Origin of the sequence: Massilia luteola (assembly GCF_034420155.1) — a bacterium.
Classification (GTDB): domain Bacteria; phylum Pseudomonadota; class Gammaproteobacteria; order Burkholderiales; family Burkholderiaceae_D; genus Telluria; species Telluria luteola.
This window is the reverse complement of record NZ_JAXOFN010000031.1, coordinates 31,441-50,223: the sequence shown is the minus strand read 5'-3', so window position 1 is coordinate 50,223 and position 18,783 is coordinate 31,441. Positions and strand designations below refer to the sequence as shown.

Here is an 18,783-nt window from a genome sequence, read left to right as displayed (position 1 = left end):
CATCGTGCTGGCCGTGTTCGCCCGCCCGAAACGCCGCCTCGCGCCGGCGCCCGGACCCGCCATCCGCGCGGTCCGGGACGGCTTCGCCACCCTGGACATCGCCGTGCCGTGGGACGGCGTCAGCGCCGCGCAGCGCCCACGGCTGAAGCCGCGATCCTTGTGCTAATGTAGCGGCGCCGCCCACGACACGCCAAGGATCCCGATGACGCCAATCCCTGTCCGCCTCGCGCCCCGCCTTGTATCGCTCGTCGGCGCCCTGGCGCTCGCCGGCCTGGCGCACGCGCAGTCGGCGTCGCAATATCCCGCCCTGCCCTCCGAGACCCCGGCCGAATTCACGCCGCCGAATGCTGGCTTCAATTACGTCAAGCGCACGGTGATGATCCCGATGCGCGACGGCACGAAGCTGAACACCATCATCGTCGTGCCCAAGGGCGTGCGGAACGCGCCGATCCTGCTGACGCGCACGCCGTACGACGCGGCCAGCCTCGTGAACCACGCCGAGAGCTCGGACCTGGAAACGATCCTGACCGGCTACGACAACGCGGCCGACGTCATCGCCGAAGAGGGTTATATCCGCGTCGTGCAGGACGTGCGCGGCAAGTACGGCTCGGAAGGCGACTACGTGATGAACCGCCCGCTGCACGGCCCGCTGAACCCGACGCCCGTCGACCACTCGACAGACACGTGGGACACGATCGAGTGGCTGACGAAGAACGTCCCCGAGACCAACGGCCGCGTGGGCATCATCGGCATTTCCTACGACGGCTTCCTGCCGCTGATGGCGCTCGTGAATCCGCACCCGGCGCTGAAGGTCGCGGTGCCGATGAACCCGATGGTGGACGGCTGGATGGGCGACGACTGGTTCCACAACGGCGCCTTCCGGCAGATCAATATGTCGTACATCCTCGAGCAGGTCGTCACGCGCGCCAACACGGCCAAGTGGCCCGTCACGAACTACGACGACTACGACATGTACATGCGCGCCGGTTCGGCCGGCAGCCTGGGACGCGAACGGGGCCTGGAACAGAGCGGCTTCTGGAACAAGCTCGTCGCGCACCCGAGCTACGACGCGTTCTGGCAGGAACAGGCGATGGACAAGATCCTCGCCCGCCAACCCGTGACGGTGCCCACGCTGCTCGTGCACAGCCTGTGGGACGCGGAAGACATCTATGCCGCCATCGCCGTGTGGAAGGCGATCAAGCCGCACGATACGGAGAACAAGGTGTTCCTGTCGCTGGGCCCGTGGTCGCACGGCGGCGCCATCGGCGACGGCAGCACGCTCGGCGCGCTGAAGTTCGCCAGCGACACGGCGCTGTACTGGCGCCAGCAGGTGCTGAAACCGTTCCTCGCGCGCTACCTGAAAGGCGATACCACCGTCCCCGCGATCCCCACCGTGACGGCGTTCGAGACGGGCACCAACAAATGGCGCAGCCTGGCCGCGTGGCCCAGCGGCTGCAACGCCGGCTGCGCCATCGAACCGGCCGTGCTGCGCCTGGCCGCGGGCCAGAAGGCCATCCTCGGCGGCCCCGCCGACGCGCGCGGCTATGACGAATACGTGTCCGATCCCGCCAAGCCCGTGCCGTTCCGCCAGCGCCCCATTCCGCCGTACGGCTACGACGAGACCAAGGGCCAGACGTGGCCGCGCTGGCTCGTCGACGACCAGCGCGAGGCATCCGGCCGCACCGACGTGGCGACGTTCGTCTCCGACGTGCTCGCGGCGCCCGTCAAGATCAGCGGCGAGCCCGTCGCCCACCTCGTGGCATCGACGAGCGGCACGGATGCGGACTGGGTGGTCAAGCTGATCGACGTGTATCCGGACCAGGTGGGAGCGCAACCGGCCATGGGCGGCTACCAGCTGATGATCGCCGGCGACATCTTCCGCGGCCGCTACCGCGAAGGCTTCGCCACTCCGAAGGCGCTGGCGCCGAACCAGGCACTGGCCTACCGCTTTGCCCTGCCGACGGCGAACCACGTATTCCTGCCCGGCCACCGCATCATGGTGCAGGTGCAGTCGAGCTGGTTCCCGCTGTACGACCGCAATCCGCAGACCTTCGTGCCGAATATCTTCTTCGCCCGGCCGGGCGACTACAAAAAGGCCACGCAGCGCATCTACCACAGCAGCTACGTCGAACTGCCGCTCGTGCGGGCCACGCAATGACAAACGCCGCGCGCAACCTGTAGAATCATATTTTTTCGAAGAAATCCTTCCAGATACTTCGCTTTTTCAAGATCCGTCATTGCCCTATCCTTCGCCTTGACAGCGGCCGCTTCGGCCACGATTCTTGTTAACGATGAGAGATACGACCATGAAACGGATCCTGCTTTTCCTTGCCACCAACCTCGCCATCATGCTCGTGCTGGGCATCACGGCGAGCCTGCTCGGGGTCGACCGCTACCTGACGGCCAACGGCCTGAACCTCGGCGCCCTGCTCGTCTTCGCCGGCCTGATGGGCTTCGGCGGCGCCTTCATCTCGCTGTGGCTGTCCAAGCCGATCGCGAAATGGACCACGGGCGCGCGCGTGATCGCACAACCGGCCGACGCAACCGAGCGCTGGCTCGTCGACACGGTCGCGAACCAGGCCCGCAAGGCCGGCATCCCGACGCCGGAAGTGGCCATCTACGAAGGCGCGCCGAACGCGTTCGCCACCGGCGCGACGAAGAACGCGTCGCTCGTCGCCGTGTCGACGGGCCTTTTGACCTCGATGACGCACGATGAAGTGGAGGCCGTGCTGGCGCACGAAGTGGCGCACGTCGCGAACGGCGACATGGTGACGCTCACCTTGATCCAGGGCGTCGTGAACACGTTCGTGATCTTCCTGGCGCGCGTCGTCGCGTATGCCGTTGACCAGTTCCTGCGCCGCGACGGCGAGGAGCGCGGCCCCGGCCTCGCGTTCACGATCACGTCGGTCGTGTGCGACCTGCTGTTCGGCCTCGTGGCCAGCATCATCGTCGCGTGGTTCTCGCGCAAGCGCGAATACCGCGCCGACCGCGGCGCCGCCCGGATCATGGGCACGCCGCGGCCGATGATCGCCGCGCTCAAGCGCCTCGGCGGGATCGATCACGCCGACCTGCCGAAGAACCTGGCGGCATCGGGCATCGCCGGCGGCGGCGTGCTGGCGCTGTTCAGCAGCCACCCTTCGTGCGAGGACCGCATCGCGGCCTTGCAGCACGCATGACGGACCGCCGCACCAGCACGCTCGTGGCGCCGGCGCTGTTCGCGCTGGCGCTTGCCGTCCTCCTGCAGCACTTCCTCGGCGCGCTGGCCTGGGCCGGCCTGCTCGCCGTCATCACCTGGCCCGGGCACGTGCGCCTGCAGGCGCGCGGCTGGCCGCCGGCCGCCAGCGCGGCAATCCTCGTCGGCCTGCTCATCCTCGGTTTCGTGGGCCCGTCGCTGCTGCTGCTCGATACGCTCGGCGGCGAACTGGCCGGCGTGCAGCGCCTGCTCACGCGCCTCAACGAGACCGGCGTGCCGGTGCCCGCGTGGCTCGCGCGGCTGCCCCTGATCGCGGAACACGCGACCCAGTGGTGGAACGAACATCTGGCCCTGCCCGGCGGCCTGAATCGCCTCGTCGGCAGCGCGGCCGGCGACTTCGCCCCGCACCTGACGGGCGCCGCGCGCATCTGGGGTTCGACGATCCTCGCCAACGCGCTGTACCTGTTCCTCGCCCTGCTCACCTTGTTCGTGCTGTACCTGCACGGCCCCGCCGCCATCCGCCACGTCGACACCGCCGGCATGCGCGCGCTGCCGCGCCAGTATCCGATGCTGCGCCGCGTGTTCCCGCTGTCCGTGCGCGGCACGGCGCTGGGCCTCGTCTCGGTCGCCATCCTCGAAGGCTGCGTGCTGGGCGCCGCCTACGCCATCGCGGGCGCGCCGGCGCCGGCGCTGCTGGCCGTCTTCACGGGCTATCTCGCGCTCGTGCCGGGCGGCGCGCCGCTGTCGTTCTCGCTCGTCGCGCTGCTGCTGCTGGGCCAGGGCCATTCCGGCGCCGCGCTCGGCCTGTTCTGCTGGGGCGCGTTCGAGCTGTTCATGGTCGACAAGTTCATCCGCCCGAAACTCATCGGCCGGCGCGTCAACCTGCCCTTCCTCGCCGTGCTGTTCGGCCTCCTCGGCGGCGTGTCGACGCTCGGCGTCATCGGCCTGTTCGTCGGGCCGTTCATGATGGCGATCCTCTTCGAGTGGCTGCGCGGCGATGACGCCGACAATACCGCATTCAATACCAATCTAGCGCATTTTTCCGGCCCCACAATCAGCACGGGCGAGACCAATTCTCCGCCATCCGAGCAACACGACAATACCAATTAAATACCCGTTGACAAGCCTATCAGTGCTGCCTATAGTGCCCTGACTTTCCCGGCAAAGCATTCACTATGATCGACTATCTCATCGGCGTCGACGGCGGCGGCACCGGCACCCGCGTGCGCATCGCACGGTTTTCTCCCGACGGCGCCGTCGAACTGGCCCAGGGCGCGAGCGGCCCGTCCGGCCTTGGCCTGGGCATCGCCCGCGCCTGGGCCGCCGTCCAGGAAGCCGTCGCCCAGGCGTTCGCCACGGCCGGCATCGCGCCGCCGCCCCCGGACCGCATGGCCATCGGCCTCGGCCTGGCCGGCGTGCACAATCGCCAGTGGACGCGGGAATTCGCAGCGCTTGACCCCGGCTACGCCGCGCTCGTCCTCGAAACGGACGCGTTCACGACGCTCATGGGCGCGCACGGCGGCCGCCCCGGCGCCATCGTCGCCATCGGCACGGGCAGCGTCGGCGAAGTCCTGCTGCCCGACGGCACGCGGCGCGAAGTGGGCGGCTGGGGCTTCCCCGCCGGCGACGAAGCGAGCGGCGGCTGGATCGGCCTCGCCGCGGTCAACCACATCGAACAGGTATTGGACGGACGCCGTCCGGCGAGCAGCTTCGCCGCCGACGTGATCGAAGCCTGCGGCGGCGACCGCGCCGCCATCCAGGTCTGGCTCGGCCAGGCCACGCAGACGACGTACGCGAGTCTGGCGCCGCTGGTGCTCCGGCACGCCGACGATCCGGCCGCGCGCGCCATCCTGACGAAGGCCGGCGACGAAGCGGCCGCCATCGCCCGCGCGCTCGACCCGGACGGCAGCCTGCCGCTCGCGTTATGCGGCGGCTTGGGTAGCGCCCTGCGCGACTGGCTCCCGCCCGCGCTCGCGGCCCGCGCGGGCGCGCCCGCCGGCGATTCGGCACGCGGCGCACTGCGCCTGATCGAGCTGCGCATCGCGGCATGAAAGGATTCCCCATGCAAGGCAATATCCTGACCCCGGACGGCTGGATCCGCGGCCGCCTCCACATCGAGGACGGCGCCGCGACGATCGCCGCCATCGACGGCGCGGCGGCCGATCCGGCATCCAATCCGGACGACTACATCCTCCCCGGCTTCATCGACCTGCACGTGCACGGCGGCGCCGGACGCGACATGATGGAAGGCGGCGACGCCCCGCACGTGATCGCGCGCCTGCACGCACGGCACGGCACGACGAGCCTGCTGGCCACGACGATGACCGCGCCGCTGGACGACATCGACCGCGCCCTCGCCGCCATCGGCGGCGCGTGCGAACAGCGCGGCAAGGGCGAGGCCCGCATCCTCGGCGTGCACCTGGAAGGGCCGTACATCAACTCGGGCAAGCTGGGGGCGCAACCGCCGTTCGCGCGCGCGGCGAGCATGGCGGAGGTCGAGCGTTTCAACGCGCAGGCGCCGCTGCGCCTCATCACCGTGGCGCCCGAAGTCGACGGCCACCTGGCCCTCGTGCGCCGGATGGCCGACGCCGGCATCCGCGTGCAGATCGGCCACACCAACGGCAACTACGACGACGGCGTGCGCGCGCTGGAACACGGCGCGGCCGGCTTCACCCACCTGTTCAACGCGATGCCGGGCCTGCACCACCGCGATCCCGGCATGGTCGGCGCGGCGCTCGCGCACGCGCAGTACGCCGAGATCATTCCCGACCTGCTGCACGTGCATCCGGGCGCCATCCGGACCGCGCTGCGCTGCATCCCACACCTCTACTGCGTGACGGATTCCACGGCCGCCGCCGGCATGCCGGACGGCGAGTACATGCTGGGCCGCCAGGTCGTCCACAAGTGCATGGGCGGCGTGCGCCTCGCGGACGGCACGCTGGCCGGCAGCACGCTCACGATGGACCAGGCGCTGCGCAACCTCGTATCCATCGGCCTCGATCTCGCCGACGCCGCCCGCCGCGTGTCGACCAACGCCGCCGACTACCTGGGCGAGACGCGCCGCGGCCGCATCGCGCCGGGCTGCTTCGCCGACCTGGTCGTCCTCGACCGCAACCTGAATTTGAAAACCGTTTATATCGAAGGAGAGCCCCGTGACCTCGCTGATGCTTGAAGAAGCCGTATCCGCGGCCGACTGCGTCGCCCTGCAGTTGTCGAACGACGCCGAGCGCTACGCGGCCCTGGGCCATCACCTGCGCAGCGCGCCCTTCCACAACGCGGTGACGGTGGCGCGCGGCAGTTCGGACCATGCGTCGGGCTACCTCGCCTACCTGATCATGGCGCGCATGGGCCGCCTCGTGACGTCGCTGCCGATGTCGCTCCTCACCTTGTACAAGGCGCCGCTGCAGGCCGCCGGCACGCTCGCGGTGTCGATCTCGCAGTCCGGCCAGAGCCCGGACGTGGTGGAACCGATGCGCTACTTCCGCGCCGGCGGCGCGACGACGGTGGCGCTCGTGAACGACATCGATTCGCCGCTCGCCCATGAAGCCGAATGGGCGCTGCCGCTGCGCGCCGGGAAGGAGCACAGCGTCGCCGCGACGAAGAGCTTCATCACCAGCCTGACGGCCGGCGCGCGCCTCGTGGCCGAGTGGCAGCAGGACGACGAACTGAAGGCCGGCCTCGCCGCGCTGCCGGACGCGTTGCGCCAGGCCGCGCACACCGACTGGTCGGCCGCGCTCGGCGTACTGGCGCCGGCACGCAATATCATGGTCGTGGGACGCGGCATCAGCTTCCCCATCGCGCTGGAAGCGGCGCTGAAATTCAAGGAGACCTCCGCGCTGCAGGCCGAGGCGTTCTCCGGCGCCGAGATCAAGCACGGCCCGATGGCATTGATCGACGACGGCTATCCGCTGCTGATCTTCGCCACGCGCGGCCCCGCGCAAGCGGGCCTCGTCGCGCTGGCCGACGAGATGCGCGGCCGCGGCGCGCGCGTGCTGCTCGCCGCGCCGACGGACGTGCCGTCGCGCGACCTCGACCTGCCCGTCGCGAGCTGCCCGGACCTCGATCCGATCGTCGCGATCAACGCGTTCTACGTGATGGCGGCGCACCTGGCGAAGGCGCGCGGACTCGATCCGGACAAGCCGCGCCACCTGAACAAAGTCACGAAGACGCACTGACCCACCGACACACCGACACACACCGATGCACACGAACGATTTGCGCCAACTGGCCGGCCGGCTGATCATGATCCGGCTGTTCGGCACGGCACTCGATGCCGATACGGCCGGCTTCATCCGCGCCAACCGCATCCGCGGCGCGTGCCTGTTCCGCCAGAACATGGTCGATGCCGCGCAACTGACACGCTTCACCGACGACCTGAAAGACGCGATGGGCGAGGAAGCGCTGATCGCGCTCGACCAGGAAGGCGGCGCCGTCGTGCGCGCGCTGTGGGTGCCGCCGCCGCCGTCCGCGATGGCGCTGGGCGCGGCCGGCGACGCGGCCCTCGCGCGCGACGTGGGCGCGGCCGTGGCGCGGGCGATCCGCGCGCTCGGCTTCAACTGGAACTTCGCGCCGGTGCTGGACCTGAACAACAATCCGCGGAATCCCGTCATCGCCGAGCGCTCGTTCGGCGCCGATCCGGCGCAAGCGACGACGCTGGCGCTCGCATGGATGGCCGGCAGCGAGAGCGAAGGCGTGGCCTGCTGCGTCAAGCACTTCCCCGGCCACGGCGACACGCACGTCGACTCGCACCGCGACCTGCCCACGGTGAACAAACCCTTGGCGGAACTGGAGCGCTTCGAATTCGCGCCGTTCCGCACGGCGGCACCGCACGCACCCGCCGTGATGACCGCGCACATCGTCTACCCCGCCCTCGATCCTGACCATCCGGCCACGATGTCGCGCGCGATCCTGCACGACCTGCTGCGCGCGCGATGGGGTTACGAAGGCGTGATCATCACGGACGGCATGGACATGCATGCGATCGCGCACCGCTACGGCGCCGGCGAGGCCGCCGTGAACGCACTGGTGGCCGGCGCCGACATGGTGATGGCCATCGGCAGCCGCGCCACGCAGGAAGAGACCATCGCCGCCATCGCCGCCGCCATCGCCGACGGCCGCCTGCCGCTGCACGAGGTGCACGCGCGGCTGGCCCGCCTGGACGGCCTCGCGCATGCGCATCCGGCGTCCTCCGTGCCGTACGCCACGGAGGACGCGGACCGCGCGCTGATGGCGCAAGCCTGGCGCCGGGCGCTGACGGCGCGCGGCAATCCGCACCGCCCGGCGCCGCGGGCCAGGGTGCGCCTCGTCGCGCGCCAGGACGTCGTCAGTGACGGCGTCTCGGAAGCGGGCGTGCCGGCCGGCGTCATCGCGGCGATGCTGCGACGGCTGTTCGACGTCGACCTCGTGACGTTCGCGGACGCCGAAGCCTTCGACTGGAACGCCCTGCCGGACGACGGGCGCTTCACGATCCTCGCGTCGACCTCGCGCCGCCGCTACGGGCCGCACGCGCGCGCCACGTGGACGCCGGACCTGCACCTTGCGCTGTGGAACCCGTACCAGGCGCTCGACTTCGCGGCGCCCGCGCTGCTGACATATGGCTTCGCGCCGCCCGCGCTGGACGCCGTGCAGGCCTGGCTGGCCGGCGCCGCCGACGCGCACGGCCACTGCCCCGTGCCGGGGTTTTGAAGGCAGCGGGTAACGCATTGTAACGACGCAGCCCGCCCTCGCACGGCTGGGGCACAATTGCCACGCCCATCAGCAGTTTGTGGGAGAATGCACGCTTTGTCCGAGATCGGCACCTGGCACCGTCGGCGTATGTGTATGTATATGCGGCCACTGGGCGGTGCAATTTTATCGTCATCAAGAGAGGATTTTTCAATGTCCCAATTCCGTTTTGCCCGCCTTGCCCTGCTGCTGGGCGCCCTCGGCCTGAACGCCGCGCCGGCCCTGATGCACAGCGCGTCGGCGCAGGACAAGAATGCGCCGGCTGCCCAGCCGAAGCCGGACGCGGTCCGCCCGGACCTGTACAAGCTGCTCGACCCGGCCCAGATCAAGCCGCTGATGGACGCGAAGAACTACACCGAGGTGCAGAACCGCATCACGCAGGCGGAGGCGTTCGCCGACAAGACCCCGTACGAAACCTATGTGCTGAACCGCATGAAGTTGTCGCTCGGTACGTCGACCGGCAACGACAAGATGGCGATGGACGCGCTGGAAGCGATCCTGGCCTCGGGCAAGCTGTCAGAGGCGGACAAGCCGAACTTCACGCAGGCCCTGGCGACCTATTACTACAACGCCAAGAACTACCCGAAGGCGATCGAGCTGTACAAGCAGATGCAGGCGTTCGGCAAGGCGTCGGACCAGGTCAACTCGGCCCTGATCCGCGCCTACTACCTGAGCGGCGACTACGCGTCGGCGCTGAAGGCGCAGGAACCGGTGCTGCAGGCCGCGGAACAGGCCGGCAAGACGCCGACGGTGGAAGACCTGCGCCTGTACGCGTCTGCCGCGAACAAGGTCAAGGATGACGCGGCCTACCTGCGCGGCCTGGAAAAACTGGTCGCCTACTATCCGAACGACGATTACTGGACCGACCTGATCCACCGCGGCATCGTGCGCAAGCCGGGCTTCGCCGACGCCAGCATCCCGGACGTGCTGCGCCTGGAATTCGCGGCCGTCAAGCAGATGTCGGGCGACGCCTATACCGAACTGGCCGAGCTGGCCCTGAAGGACGGCTTCCCGACCGAGGCGAAGAAAGTCGTCGACGCCGGCTTCGCGGCCGGCGTGATGGGCACGGGCAGCGGCGCCGCCAAGGACCGCCAGCTGCGCGACCGCGCCACCAAGGAAGCCGCGAGCGACGCCAAGAACATCGCGGCGGGCGAAGCGGGCGCCAACAAGGCCAAGACCGGCGCCGGCCTCGTCAACCTGGGCTGGGCCTACGCGACGATGGACCAGTACGACAAGGGCATCGGCTTCATCCAGCAGGGTATCGCCAAGGGCGGCCTGAAGTCGCCGGACGAAGCGAAGCTGCGCCTGGGCATGGCCTATGCGAAAGCCGGCCAGAAGGACAAGGCCATCGCCACCTTCCAGGAAGTGAAAGCCGGCGGCGGCCTGGCCGACACCGCCAAGTACTGGATCCTGCTGCTGAACCATCCGAGCGGCGCGGCGGCAGCCAAGTAATTCCCGGCGGGGCCTGCCCCGTGGACGAGGCGGCGCGGACTCACGTTCGCGCCGCTTTTTTTCGTCTGTGTGAATCAGCGTACGGGCACAGCCGGCCCGGCGGCGGATAATCGCCGCACCACTTTCCGAAAGGCCGGCCATGAGCACCGTACGCAAGGGACAGGCGCCCGCCAAGCTGAACCGCGACGAATTCCACCTCGTCTTCGCGCGCGACTTCTACGACCCCGCCTACCAGGCCGTGGCGCGGGAACTGGCGGCCGTCGAGGAGGTCGCGTGGCAGAACTACGTAGACTCGCACAAGGCGCCCGTCACCGTCAAGGCCGGCCCCGGCTTCTTCGACCCCGACTACGACCTGTCGGTCGAATGGAAAGAAACGCGCGACCGCCTGCTGGCGGCCGAGGCGCGCCAGAAGGACCCGGCGACGCCGAACCGCATCCTGCTGATCAACGGCGCGGCCCGCAACGACGGCAGCTGTCCGGGCGAGATCTCGAAGACGTGGCGCCTCGCGAAGCTGTGCGAGGAGACGCTCGCGGCGGAAGGCGTGGAGACCGACCTGCTCGACCTGTCGCGCATCATCTCCGACTACGACCGCCACATCCATCCGTGCAAGGCCTGCGTGTCGACGGCCATGCCGCTGTGCCACTGGCCCTGCAGCTGCTATCCGAACCATGCGCTGAACCAGGAGAACGACTGGATGAACGAGATCTACGAGCGCTGGGTCCAGGCGCACGGGATCATCATCGTGACGCCCGTCTACTGGTACCAGGCGCCGTCGATACTGAAGCTGATGATCGACCGCCTCGTGTGCGCGGACGGCGGCAATCCCGACCCGACGTCCACCCACGGCAAGGATGCGGAAAAAGCCAAGGCCCTCGAGACAGACTGGTCCTATCCGAAACACCTGGCCGGCCGCGTCTACGGCGTCGCCGTGCACGGCGACGTGGCGGGCATCGAAGGTACGCGGCGCTCGCTGTCCGACTGGCTCGACTGGATGGGCCTGGTCGACGCGGGGCCCGTCGCCCAGCTCGACCGCTACGTCGGGTATTACGCATCGTATGCGGACAGCCACGACACGCTGGACCGCGACACGGCCTTCCAGGAAGAGGTCCGCAACGTAGCGCGCGCCGTGTCCGCCGCCGTCGCGGCCGTGCGCTCGGGCAAGCTGGTGCAGCCGGACCGCAAGCTGGCCAATCCGCGGCCCAAGTAGGAGGCCGGCAGGCGGTCTTTTTTTGGTATCATCGAGGCTTCGTCCGTCCTGTCGACCTTCCCGCATGTCCCACCTCGCGCAGTTGATGCACCAGCTCTCCGCCACCAGCAACCTGCCGCTCTACCAGCAATTGCAGCGCGCCCTGCGCGACACGATCGACCGCGGCGTCTACGGCCCGGCGGAAGCCCTGCCGGCCGAGCGCCAGCTCGCCATCGAACTGGACATCTCGCGCATCACCGTGCGCAAGGCCATCGACGGCCTCGTCGAAGAAGGCCTGCTCGTGCGCCGCGCGGGTTCGGGCAATTTCATCAATACGCGCATCGAAAAGAATTTCGCCAAGCTGACGTCGTTTTCGGAAGACATGCGCTCGCGCGGCCGCACGCCGCGCAGCGTGTGGCTCAAGCGTTCGGCGGGCACGGTGACGCCGGAAGAAGCGCTGCGCCTGCGCCTGTCGCCGGGCGCCGCCGTCTACCGCTTCAACCGCATCCGCTACGCCGACGATATGCCGATGTGCCTGGAATACGCGACGATCGCGGCCTCCGCCCTGCCCTCGCTGGACGCGGTGGACGTCTCGATGTACGAAGCGCTGGAAGCGAGCGGCAAGCGCCCCGTGCGCGCGCTGCAGCGCCTGTCCGCCCTGCTGTTGAACGCCGAACAGGCGAAGCTGCTGCAATCGAAGGAAGGCGATGCAGGCCTGTGCGTGGAACGGCTGGGCTTTTTGCCGGACGGGCAGGCGGTGGAATTCTGCCGCTCCTACTTCCGCGGCGACATGTACGACTTCGTGGCCGAGCTGAGCGCCGGCTGATACAACCCATTCAAAGAACCACCATGACCGAACTGACCTACGAAGCCTACCTGGACGAAGTCACCACGCTGCTGACCGAACTCTACGACCTCGACGACGCCACCGCCATCAAGCTCGTCGTCGACGCGCAGTCCGCCGAATATTTTTCACCGCATGACGATCACCCGGCGATGCGGACGCTCACGCGTGCGCGCGAGGATGCGGTCGCGTTGTACAAGGCGCGGCAGGCGCGCGTCGACACCCAGGCAAAGCAGCAACGCGCAGCGCGCCGGAAAGTCCCGCCGCGCAGCGGCCGCGGCTGAGGGTTATCCGCACCCCGGAACGTCGTTCCGGTGACGTTTTCTTGTCACGGGACGCGACGACCTTGGGCCCCTGCCTTCGCAGGGGCGACGGTCTTGATGCCGACGAAACAAGTCAGCCGGACCGGCGAAGTTTGCATGTCACGGGACGCGGCGAACCTGGGCCCCTGCCTTCGCAGGGGCGACGGTCTTGATGCCGACGAAACAAGTCAGCCGGACCGGCGAAGTTTGCATGTCACCGGACGCGGCGAACCTGGGCCCCTGCCTTCGCAGGGGCGACGGTCTTGATGCCGACGAAACGGGTCGGCCGGACTGGCCCTGGACGCCGGCGTCAGATCGCCGTCAGGCCGCCATCGATCGCGAGCTGGTGGCCGGTCACGAACGACGCCTGCTCCGAGCACAGCCACAGCGCCGCATTGGCGATCTCGGCCGGATCGGCGATACGGCCCATCGGATGCGCCGATTTCAGCTTCTTGTCGCGCCCCGGCTCGCGCTCGAGCATGCGCGCCAGCATCGGCGTCTTGACGGCACCCGGGCAGATGCTGTTGATGCGGATACTGTCCTTGGCATATTCCACGGCCGCGCTCTTGGTCAGGCCGACGACGGCGTGCTTGGACGCCGAGTAGATCGCGCGGTGCGGTGCCGCGACGAGGCCGCCGGCATCGGCGATGTTGACGATCACGCCGCCGCCTTCCTGCTTCAGCATCTGGCGCAACTGGCTCTTCATGCACAGCCAGACGCCCTTGACGTTGACGCTCATGATGCGGTCGAACTGGTCGTCCTCGCCCTCGGCCAGCGGCAGGTATTCTTCCTCGACGGCGGCGCCGTTGACGGCGCAGTCGATGCGGCCGTAATGGCCGACCGCCTTGTCGATCAGGGCCTCGACGTCCGCCGCGACCGTTACATTGGCTTTAACAAACAGTGCCTTGCCGCCCGCTTCGACGATCAGGGCCGCGGTCATGTGGCCGCCGTCGACCGAGGTATCGGCGATGACGACACAGGCGCCCGCGCGCCCGAATGCCAGCGCCGTCGCGCGGCCGATGCCGCTGGCGCCTCCGGTTACCAGCACAACCTTGCCGGCATACGAAATGCCGCTCGGTGTCTGCTTGGTCATGCCCTTCATCATGCTTCCTTTTCAATAGCTTGACGCAATCTTTGCTTCTTTCGAGCAATACTGCGCTAAGGCAACATGATAGCGCCCGTGCCGGGCATTGACCAAGTTTCTCGACACTTCGGCCGGATAATGAACGGCCGAAGTGTTGCAATCAGGGTGCAGGTTTCGCTTTTGCCTTGTCTCCAGCCATGACGACGGACATTTTTGCCGGGTCGACCGCCTTGCGGAACGCCGCATTCAGCTGGGGCAACGTGACGGCCATCAAGTGTTTTTCGAACTCGGCCGACCATGCATACGTACGGCCGCGGTACATGTACGAGGTCCAGCCCGCCGCCAGCGCGCCGTCGTCGGCACGATTCTGGGTGCGTTGTTGCATCAGACCCGACTTGGCGCCTGCGAGTTCCGCGTCCGTGAAGCCATCCTTGAGCACGCGCGCGAGTTCTTCGCGTACGGCGGCGTCGACCTTGGCGAGGTTCTGCGGCGCGGCGATGGCGTTGATCGCGAACATGCCGGCACGGTCGAGGTCACCGGCCGCGAGGTTCGAGCCGACGCCGTAGGACAGGCCGTCCTTCTGGCGGATGCGGTCCATCAGGCGCGACCGCAGCCCGCCGCCGCCGAAGATGTAGTCGGCCAGCATGAGGGCCGGGTAATCCGGGTCGTCGACGTTCAGGTCGAGGTTGATCCGCGCCGTGTAATAGCCGTTTTCCTTGTCGGGCGTATTGAGGAATTCGTGGATGGGCGTGATGTCGCCATTCTTGCGCAGCACGGGCGCCACGTGCATCGGCGCTTTCCAACGACCGAACAGCTGGTCGATCAGTGGCGTGATCGCCTGGGCATCGAAATCGCCGACGATGGACATTTCCGCGGGAACCGTGCCGTAATAATCGTGGTGGAAGGCCTTGACCTGGTCCAGCGTGGCGCCCTTGAGGTCGGCAAGGTCTTCGTCGTACGTCGTTTCGTGACGGATATCGCCCTTCGGATAGATGTCGAAATGCTCATTCAACGCGCGCGACGCCACGCTGCTCGGCTCGCTGCGGCTGGACTGCAGCCCGACGATCGCTTGCTGGCGCAATTGCTCGAATTCGCTGGCCGGGAAGCTGGGTTCGCGCAGCACGTGGGCGACGAGTTTCAGCGCTTCCGGCAGGTTTTCGCGCGTCGTCTGGAAATGCGTGACGCTGCCGGAAATCTTGAGCTTGTCGAACGCGTCGGCCAGGTGCACGCGGTCGTACTTGGTCGTGCCGCGCATCAGCATCGCGGACGTCAGGCCGGGCAGCGCGCCCTTGCCGAACAGGTTCTGCTCGTCGCCGATGTGCTGGCGCAGGTCGACGGTGACCGTCTGGCCGCGATTCTTCTTGGGCAGCAACGCCAGCTTCACGCCGCCGGCCGTCGTCAGCGTGGTGCGCTTCATGATGTTAGCCTGGCTCGGATCGAAATCCTCGGCGCTCAACGTGGACACCTGCGGCTTGAAATCCTTCAACAGGCTTTGCACGCTGGGCGCGGGCGGGATCACGGCGCGCTGCGGGTGGTCGTCCGGAATGAATTCGCCCGTCACGCGGTTGTCGCGCTTGAAATAGCGGCCCGATGCTGCTGCGATTTGTTCCGACGTAATCTTGTTGATGCGGTCGCGACCGACGAAGAACAGGCGCCAGTCGCCCAGCGCGATGACTTCCGACAAGGCGAGGCCCACCTGCTGCGGGTCGTTCAGGCTGCGCTCGAATTCGTTCAGGAAGCTCCGTTTGGTGCGCTCCATTTCTTCCGGCGTCGGCGGGTTCTTGGCGAAGTCTTCCACGGCCTGCGTGAGCGCGGCGCGCACGGGTTCGAGCGGTGCGTCCTTCTTGACGACGGCGCCGAAGAATTGCAGGCCGGGCGCATACCCGGTCTGCCCATAGGCGAACACCTGGCTCGCCTTGCCGCTCTCGACGAGCAGCTTGTGCAAACGGCCCGTCGGCGCGTCGCCGAGGATGGTCGATGCGAAACTCAGCGCGTCGCTGTCGTCGTGCAGGCCGGACGGCACCTTGTAGCCGAGCGCGACGATCTGCACGTCGCCCTGGCGCCGCACGGTGAAGGTGCGGTCGCCGTCCTGCGTGGGTTCGACGGTCCAGAACTCCGGCAGCGTGCGCTTGGGTTTCGGGACCGCGCCGAACAGGCGGTTGATCGACAATAATGTCTTCGCGGGATCGAACTTGCCCGCCACGAGCAGCACGGCGTTATCGGGCTGGTAATACGTGTGATAAAAATTCTGCAGATTCGTGATCTTGACGTTCTCGATATCGCTCTTGTTGCCGATCGTGGCGCGGCCATACGCGTGCCAGTCATACGCCACGCTCTGCATGCGCTTCATGAGCACGGCGCCCGGCGAATTTTCGCCATTCTCGTACTCGTTGCGCACCACCGTCATCTCGGAATCGAGATCCTTCTTGGCGATGTTGGAATGCGTCATGCGGTCCGCTTCCATGCCCAGCGCCCAGTTCAGGTTGTCGTCCGACGCCTGGAACACTTCGTAGTAATTCGTGCGGTCGAACGACGTCGTGCCGTTGAACTGCATGCCGCGGTCCTGGAACTGGCGCGTGATGTCCGGATGCCTGGGGCTGCCCTTGAACATCAGGTGTTCGAGCAGGTGGGCCATGCCCGTCTCGCCATAATTCTCGTGGCGCGAGCCGACGAGATACGTCACGTTGACGGTCACGGTCGGACGCGAGGAGTCGGGGAACAGCAGGACTTTCAACCCGTTCGGCAGGCGGTATTCCGTGATGCCTTCGACGGACGGGCCCTGCACGACGCCCTTGGGCAGGTCGAACGCCCAGGCGCTGCCCGTCGCGATGAAGGCAAGGCCGCCAACGACCGCATAGGTCGTCAAATACGCGGCCGCGCCGCGCTGTAAAAACGTCAAGCTCATAGGTCTCCGTCTGTAAGAACCATTGTCCGTGGGACATGGTAACAGACGGGGACTTAGGCCGGGCTTACCCTCATTGCCGCGTACGCCGTTCGTGCTGTTGCTGGTAGGGGCTGATGCGGGCGAGGTCTTCCATTTCCTCGGCCAGGAAGCCGAGCAGGTCGTCGGCACTGACGATGCCGACGAGGCGCCCGCCCTCGCCCACCACCGGCACCCGGCGGATGCCGCGCAGGCGCATGCGTTCGATCGTGACGGTGACGTCGTCGTGCTCGTCGGCGGTGAGCAGGTCGTCCGTCATGATGTCGCCCACCTGCAATCCGTTCGGATCGAGGCCGAGGGCGACGACGGAGACGACGATGTCGCGGTCCGTGACGATGCCGGCGGGCGTGGGGATGCTGTCCGCACCGTCGACGACGACGATGTCGCCCACGTGATGTTTGCGCATGAGAAAGGCCGCACCCTGCACGCTTTCGTCGCGCGCGCAGAAGACGGTGTCGACCGTACAGAGTTTTCCGACTTCCATGGCCAGCTCCAACGTCAGATGCTTACGCTATCCTTGGAGCATAGTGCAGGTTGGCGATAAATCAAACCTGCACGGCGCCGGTCAGGATTTCTTGTCGTCTGCCGGGGGTACGAAGCAGGCCTCGACGACTTGCAGGTCGTTGTCTTTGGCGAAATTGCACACGAAGTGGTAGGCCAGCGGTTCGATGCTTTTGAGGGCATTGTTCACGACGACCGCCTTGACGCCGTTGACGACGGTCGGGTGCACGTACGGCGAAAACTTGAGGTGGGCGTTCGGACCGCCGCTTCCGGCCGGCCGGAAGCACGACATGACGCCACACAGACGTTCGGCCCAGTCACTCGGGCGGAACTGCCTGCCCTTACTTGTCACGCCGAGAATGAAGAATTCGTCGGCGCCTTTCCCGGTTTGCGGTGAGTCGGCCATAGTGCGGCTTCTGAAACAAAGGCGTGGATGAGAACAACCCGACTATTATATCTTATAGAAGACTTGCGGACGAGCCCCGCGTGCCGATCGGGTCGACCGGCACGACAATCGGCACGATATCCTGCCGCCGAGGACGATCACCCGAGCAGGACCGCGCCGGACAGCAGCAGCAGGAGCAGCATCCATAATAGCAGCGCGCGCCACACCAGGCCGACCGTGCTTTGCAGTGCGCGCACGTTCGGCTCATCGCCGGGCAGCATGTCGTCTTCGCTGGCGGACAGGTCGACGGCCGCCGCGTCGGCCGGCATGACGCGCGGCGCGTTCTCGGCCGGGCTGCCGAGGCGCACGCCCATGGCGCCGCCGCCCGCGGCCAGGATGATGCCTTTCGATTCGTCCGTCCACCGGTTGGCGAAATTGCGCCACGCATAGATCGCGTCCTCGAAATTACCGACGACGGCGAATGCGATGGCCGTCAGGCGTACGGGCACCCAGTCGATCCAGTAGAACGCGCGGGCGGCGAATTCGCCGAAGGCCTCGTTGCGCATGTGGTCCGGTTCGTTCCATGCGCGCGCCAGGTATTCGGACACGCGGTACATGACGGCACAGGCCGGGCCGAGCGGCATCAGGAACCAGAAGAACACGCCGAACACGTTGCGGTGCGTCGTGATCAGGGATTTTTCGACCGCGATGCGGGCGATTTCCGTCGCATCCATGCCGACCGTGTCGATCCGGGCCCATTCGCCCAGCAGCGTGCGCGCCGTGGCCTCGTCGCCCGCGTTGAGCGCGAACTGGATCGACGTGAAGTAGTGGCTGTAATGGCGGAAACCGAGGGTGAGGTAGACGATCAGCACGTTCCAGGCGAACGCGGCGAACACCAGGCGGTAATACAGGAGGGCGCCGTAGATCACGGCCGTCGGCAGCATCAGGACCGCCATCATCAGGAACCAGCCCAACCGGCCATGGCTGGCCTGGCCGGCATTGCACCAGCCTTCGATCCGCATGGCCAGGCGCTTGATCTCGGCGTAGATCTGGTTATCTGCGCGCAGCGGCTTCAGCTGTTCGATGAGCAGCGCGCACAGGATGGAAAAGAATGTCATGCACGGTCCTTTGTCGTTGTTGCCTTACTTCATTGCCCGCTACGATAGCGCAG

At 67.3% G+C, this 18,783-nt stretch carries 17 protein-coding genes; 12 read left to right on the top strand and 5 right to left on the bottom strand.

What is annotated here, in order from left to right:
• Positions 1 to 13: 13 nt before the first annotated feature.
• The 12 genes from U9J41_RS24340 (at position 14) to U9J41_RS24285 (ending at position 12,683) form a co-directional block, all read left to right on the top strand.
• Complete coding sequence (locus tag U9J41_RS24340; protein WP_322404726.1) at positions 14 to 166, top strand: hypothetical protein; 153 nt, start codon at positions 14 to 16, stop codon at positions 164 to 166.
• Between the two features lie 36 nt (positions 167 to 202).
• Positions 203 to 2,158, top strand: a complete 1,956-nt coding sequence (locus tag U9J41_RS24335; RefSeq protein ID WP_322404725.1) for a CocE/NonD family hydrolase — start codon at positions 203 to 205, stop codon at positions 2,156 to 2,158.
• Between the two features lie 148 nt (positions 2,159 to 2,306).
• Positions 2,307 to 3,176, top strand: coding sequence for a protease HtpX (htpX, locus tag U9J41_RS24330; RefSeq protein WP_322404724.1), 870 nt, complete (start codon positions 2,307 to 2,309; stop codon positions 3,174 to 3,176).
• Positions 3,173 to 4,303 carry an AI-2E family transporter gene (locus U9J41_RS24325; protein WP_322404723.1) on the top strand — a complete coding sequence of 377 codons (1,131 nt, stop codon included), beginning with the start codon at positions 3,173 to 3,175 and terminating at the stop codon, positions 4,301 to 4,303. The genes htpX and U9J41_RS24325 overlap by 4 nt, the downstream gene beginning before the upstream one ends.
• Positions 4,304 to 4,368: 65 nt before the next feature.
• Positions 4,369 to 5,244 carry a glucosamine kinase nucleotide-binding domain-containing protein gene (locus U9J41_RS24320; RefSeq protein WP_322404722.1) on the top strand — a complete coding sequence of 292 codons (876 nt, stop codon included), beginning with the start codon at positions 4,369 to 4,371 and terminating at the stop codon, positions 5,242 to 5,244.
• A gap of 11 nt (positions 5,245 to 5,255) precedes the next feature.
• The gene (gene nagA / locus U9J41_RS24315; RefSeq protein ID WP_322404721.1) at positions 5,256 to 6,365 is read left to right on the top strand and encodes an N-acetylglucosamine-6-phosphate deacetylase; all 1,110 of its coding nucleotides are present in this window, start codon (positions 5,256 to 5,258) and stop codon (positions 6,363 to 6,365) included.
• Entirely contained in the window at positions 6,358 to 7,368 is a 1,011-nt protein-coding gene (locus tag U9J41_RS24310) for an SIS domain-containing protein (RefSeq protein WP_322404743.1), read from the top strand. The genes nagA and U9J41_RS24310 overlap by 8 nt, the downstream gene beginning before the upstream one ends.
• A 25-nt stretch (positions 7,369 to 7,393) precedes the next feature.
• Positions 7,394 to 8,878 (top strand): glycoside hydrolase family 3 N-terminal domain-containing protein, encoded by a 1,485-nt coding sequence (locus tag U9J41_RS24305; RefSeq protein ID WP_322404720.1) that lies wholly within the window; start codon positions 7,394 to 7,396, stop codon positions 8,876 to 8,878.
• Between the two features lie 192 nt (positions 8,879 to 9,070).
• On the top strand, positions 9,071 to 10,369 hold the full coding sequence (locus U9J41_RS24300) for a tetratricopeptide repeat protein (RefSeq protein WP_322404719.1): 1,299 nt from the start codon (positions 9,071 to 9,073) through the stop codon (positions 10,367 to 10,369).
• A 139-nt stretch (positions 10,370 to 10,508) separates the two neighbouring features.
• On the top strand, positions 10,509 to 11,576 hold the full coding sequence (locus U9J41_RS24295) for a flavodoxin family protein (protein ID WP_322404718.1): 1,068 nt from the start codon (positions 10,509 to 10,511) through the stop codon (positions 11,574 to 11,576).
• A gap of 64 nt (positions 11,577 to 11,640) precedes the next feature.
• On the top strand, positions 11,641 to 12,381 hold the full coding sequence (locus U9J41_RS24290) for a GntR family transcriptional regulator (RefSeq protein WP_322404717.1): 741 nt from the start codon (positions 11,641 to 11,643) through the stop codon (positions 12,379 to 12,381).
• Between the two features lie 23 nt (positions 12,382 to 12,404).
• Positions 12,405 to 12,683, top strand: coding sequence for a hypothetical protein (locus U9J41_RS24285; RefSeq protein ID WP_322404716.1), 279 nt, complete (start codon positions 12,405 to 12,407; stop codon positions 12,681 to 12,683).
• A 328-nt stretch (positions 12,684 to 13,011) separates the two neighbouring features.
• Here U9J41_RS24285 and U9J41_RS24280 read toward each other — a convergent pair whose 3' ends face one another.
• From U9J41_RS24280 to U9J41_RS24260, 5 genes are all read right to left on the bottom strand, one after another.
• The gene (locus U9J41_RS24280; protein WP_322404715.1) at positions 13,012 to 13,794 is read right to left on the bottom strand and encodes an SDR family oxidoreductase; all 783 of its coding nucleotides are present in this window, start codon (positions 13,792 to 13,794) and stop codon (positions 13,012 to 13,014) included.
• Positions 13,795 to 13,945: 151 nt separating this feature from the next.
• Positions 13,946 to 16,690 (bottom strand): M16 family metallopeptidase, encoded by a 2,745-nt coding sequence (locus U9J41_RS24275; protein WP_322404714.1) that lies wholly within the window; start codon positions 16,688 to 16,690, stop codon positions 13,946 to 13,948.
• Between the two features lie 70 nt (positions 16,691 to 16,760).
• Positions 16,761 to 17,210, bottom strand: coding sequence for a CBS domain-containing protein (locus U9J41_RS24270; protein ID WP_322404713.1), 450 nt, complete (start codon positions 17,208 to 17,210; stop codon positions 16,761 to 16,763).
• A gap of 81 nt (positions 17,211 to 17,291) precedes the next feature.
• On the bottom strand, positions 17,292 to 17,633 hold the full coding sequence (locus tag U9J41_RS24265; protein WP_322404712.1) for a DUF3579 domain-containing protein: 342 nt from the start codon (positions 17,631 to 17,633) through the stop codon (positions 17,292 to 17,294).
• A gap of 137 nt (positions 17,634 to 17,770) precedes the next feature.
• Positions 17,771 to 18,730, bottom strand: a complete 960-nt coding sequence (locus U9J41_RS24260; RefSeq protein ID WP_322404711.1) for a CobD/CbiB family protein — start codon at positions 18,728 to 18,730, stop codon at positions 17,771 to 17,773.
• Between the last annotated feature and the right edge of the window lie 53 nt (positions 18,731 to 18,783).

Excerpts from the sequence above, each read along its gene's own strand:
- U9J41_RS24325 (WP_322404723.1), top strand. The coding sequence starts at position 3,173 with ATGACGGACCGCCGCACCAGCACGCTCGTGGCGCCGGCGCTGTTCGCG.
- U9J41_RS24260 (WP_322404711.1), bottom strand. The coding sequence starts at position 18,730 with ATGACATTCTTTTCCATCCTGTGCGCGCTGCTCATCGAACAGCTGAAG.
- U9J41_RS24310 (WP_322404743.1), top strand. The coding sequence starts at position 6,358 with ATGCTTGAAGAAGCCGTATCCGCGGCCGACTGCGTCGCCCTGCAGTTG.
- U9J41_RS24335 (WP_322404725.1), top strand. The coding sequence starts at position 203 with ATGACGCCAATCCCTGTCCGCCTCGCGCCCCGCCTTGTATCGCTCGTC.
- U9J41_RS24285 (WP_322404716.1), top strand. The coding sequence starts at position 12,405 with ATGACCGAACTGACCTACGAAGCCTACCTGGACGAAGTCACCACGCTG.
- U9J41_RS24300 (WP_322404719.1), top strand. The coding sequence starts at position 9,071 with ATGTCCCAATTCCGTTTTGCCCGCCTTGCCCTGCTGCTGGGCGCCCTC.
- U9J41_RS24265 (WP_322404712.1), bottom strand. The coding sequence starts at position 17,633 with ATGGCCGACTCACCGCAAACCGGGAAAGGCGCCGACGAATTCTTCATT.
- U9J41_RS24305 (WP_322404720.1), top strand. The coding sequence starts at position 7,394 with ATGCACACGAACGATTTGCGCCAACTGGCCGGCCGGCTGATCATGATC.
- U9J41_RS24295 (WP_322404718.1), top strand. The coding sequence starts at position 10,509 with ATGAGCACCGTACGCAAGGGACAGGCGCCCGCCAAGCTGAACCGCGAC.
- U9J41_RS24270 (WP_322404713.1), bottom strand. The coding sequence starts at position 17,210 with ATGGAAGTCGGAAAACTCTGTACGGTCGACACCGTCTTCTGCGCGCGC.
- nagA (WP_322404721.1), top strand. The coding sequence starts at position 5,256 with ATGCAAGGCAATATCCTGACCCCGGACGGCTGGATCCGCGGCCGCCTC.
- U9J41_RS24290 (WP_322404717.1), top strand. The coding sequence starts at position 11,641 with ATGTCCCACCTCGCGCAGTTGATGCACCAGCTCTCCGCCACCAGCAAC.
- U9J41_RS24280 (WP_322404715.1), bottom strand. The coding sequence starts at position 13,794 with ATGACCAAGCAGACACCGAGCGGCATTTCGTATGCCGGCAAGGTTGTG.
- U9J41_RS24275 (WP_322404714.1), bottom strand. The coding sequence starts at position 16,690 with ATGAGCTTGACGTTTTTACAGCGCGGCGCGGCCGCGTATTTGACGACC.
- htpX (WP_322404724.1), top strand. The coding sequence starts at position 2,307 with ATGAAACGGATCCTGCTTTTCCTTGCCACCAACCTCGCCATCATGCTC.
- U9J41_RS24320 (WP_322404722.1), top strand. The coding sequence starts at position 4,369 with ATGATCGACTATCTCATCGGCGTCGACGGCGGCGGCACCGGCACCCGC.